Genomic DNA, 1,759 nt, shown 5'->3' on the forward strand with positions numbered 1-1,759 from the left:
GAAGGCATCCCGGTCCAGGGGCAACAGCTTGATCATGCGGGGTTCCATCGTCATGGGGGTGACCATCTCGGTATAGACCACATACACTTCATCGATATGCCCTTTGCGGAACAGTTCCACAAAGGTATCGCTGATCTCCCGCGCACGGTAGATGGTGGGGTCCTGGGCGGTATACATGAATTCACCGTCCACTTCCACACCACGGTGGCGGAAGTAGTTCCGCCCTGCCTGACCGATGAGGAACAGGGTGGGATTCTCGGTATGTTCCAGCTGTTGGTCCACCAGTTTCAGTACATTGTGGTTGTAGGCACCGGCCAGGCCTTTATCGCCGGTAATGACGATGTAGCCTACCTTGTGCGGGCGGCCGGGGCGGGTATCGAAATAGACATGTTCCACGCCCTCGGTGCGGTGCAGAATATCCGAGATGGTGCTTGTGATCTTCTCAAAATAGGGCTGCACGTCATTGAGCTGGCGGCGCGCCTTGCGCAGCTTGGAGGAGGAGATCAGATACATGGCGTTGGTGATCTTCAGCGTCTGCTGCACACTGTCGATATGGGTGCGGATCTCCTTTATGCTTTCCATGTGGCGCTCACCTGCTCTTTGTAGCTTTGCAGCGTGGTGCGGATCTGCTCGGTGGCGGCGCCGGACAGCGCCCCCGTATCGTTGATTTCCTGGATCAGGGCGGACTGCTCACGTTCCAGCAGGTCCACAAAGTCCTGTGCAAAGCCGGAAACTTTGTCCAGAGGCACATCGGCCAGCAGGCCCGAGGTAGCAATATACAGGATGACCGCCTGCCGTGCCACCGACATGGGCGCACACAGGGGCTGGCGCAGCAGCGCCATCATCTGTTTGCCGTGGTCCAGTGCCTGGCGGGTCTCGGCGTCCAGATCGGAGCTGAACTGGGTAAAGACTTCCAGTTCGCGGAAACGGGCCAGGTCGATACGCAGGGTGCCCGCCGTCTTTTTGATGGCGCGGGTCTGGGCGGCACCGCCCACACGGGACACCGACAAACCCACGTTGACGGCCGGGCGCTGGCCCGAGAAGAACAGGCCGCTTTCCAGGTAGATCTGGCCGTCGGTGATGGAAATCACGTTGGTGGGAATGTAGGCCGAAACGTCGCCGGCCTGGGTTTCGACAATGGGCAGAGCCGTCATGGAGCCACCGCCGTACTCCTTGGTCAGGCGGCAGGCGCGTTCCAGCAGACGGGAATGCAGATAGAAAACGTCGCCGGGGTAGGCTTCACGGCCGGGGGAACGGCGCAACAGCAGGGACAGCGTACGGTAAGCCACTGCATGCTTGGACAGGTCATCGTAGACGATGAGCACATCCTTGCCCTTGGACATGAAGTATTCGCCCATGGCAGCACCCGCATAGGGGGCGATGTACTGCATGGAAGCACCCTCGCCGGCCGGTGCCGACACAATGATGCTGTACTCCATGGCGCCGTGCTTTTTCAGCATTTCCCGCAGGCGGGCCACGGTGGAAGCCTTCTGACCGATGGCCACGTAGATGCAGATCATATCCTTCCCCTTCTGGTTCAGGATGGCATCGGTGGCGATGGAAGTCTTACCGGTCTGACGGTCGCCGATGATCAGCTCACGCTGGCCGCGGCCGATGGGCACCATGGCGTCGATGGCCAAAATACCGGTCTGCATGGGCTGGGTAACAGGTTCACGGCTGACAACGCCGGGAGCCTCGTGTTCGATGGGGCGGGTCTCGGTGCACTCGATGGGGCCCAGGCCGTCAATGGGGCGGCCCA

The 1,759-nt window shown here is 60.5% G+C and carries 2 protein-coding genes; both read right to left on the reverse strand.

Annotated features, from left to right (window positions below; genetic code table 11):
• A partial coding sequence (locus H6B10_RS14340; RefSeq protein WP_204652221.1) for a F0F1 ATP synthase subunit gamma occupies positions 1-582 on the reverse strand: 582 nt, incomplete at its 3' end.
• Positions 570-1,759, reverse strand: a 1,190-nt coding sequence (gene atpA, locus H6B10_RS14345; RefSeq protein WP_204652222.1) for a F0F1 ATP synthase subunit alpha, incomplete at its 5' end; no start/stop codon positions are given. The genes H6B10_RS14340 and atpA, both read right to left, overlap by 13 nt.

The sequence above is a fragment of the Gemmiger formicilis genome (assembly GCF_016901605.1).
In the GTDB taxonomy this organism is placed as follows: Bacteria; Bacillota; Clostridia; order Oscillospirales; family Ruminococcaceae; genus Gemmiger; species Gemmiger formicilis_B.